Genomic DNA, 233 nt, shown 5'->3' with positions numbered 1-233 from the left:
GCGAGTGAAAGAATCTCCGCATTACTTATCTCACTCGAATTAAATCCGAAATTTATATCTCTCGTTACGCCTGGAATCGGCGACGATCCCTCACAGGCGAGCGCACAAGGCATCGAAAGCGCGAGTGACAGCAACAGAATGACTCGTTTCAATTTAGTCGCCCTCGACAATATAGCCAGCAACACTATCGGCGTTATTGAGCGCAAGATCAGAATTCGATTGTGCCCAATCAC

1 protein-coding gene is annotated in these 233 nt (G+C 47.6%); it reads left to right on the top strand.

Translation table 11 applies throughout. From position 1 onward, the window contains the following. A partial coding sequence (locus tag SB751_RS35615) for a hypothetical protein (RefSeq protein WP_410749684.1) occupies nucleotides 1-233 on the top strand: 233 nt, incomplete at both ends.

This window comes from Cupriavidus sp. SIMBA_020, assembly GCF_046535395.1.
GTDB classification, from domain to species: Bacteria; Pseudomonadota; Gammaproteobacteria; order Burkholderiales; family Burkholderiaceae; genus Cupriavidus; species Cupriavidus campinensis.
The sequence above is the reverse complement of the archived record's forward strand: the minus strand, read 5'-3'. Positions and strand labels throughout refer to the sequence as shown.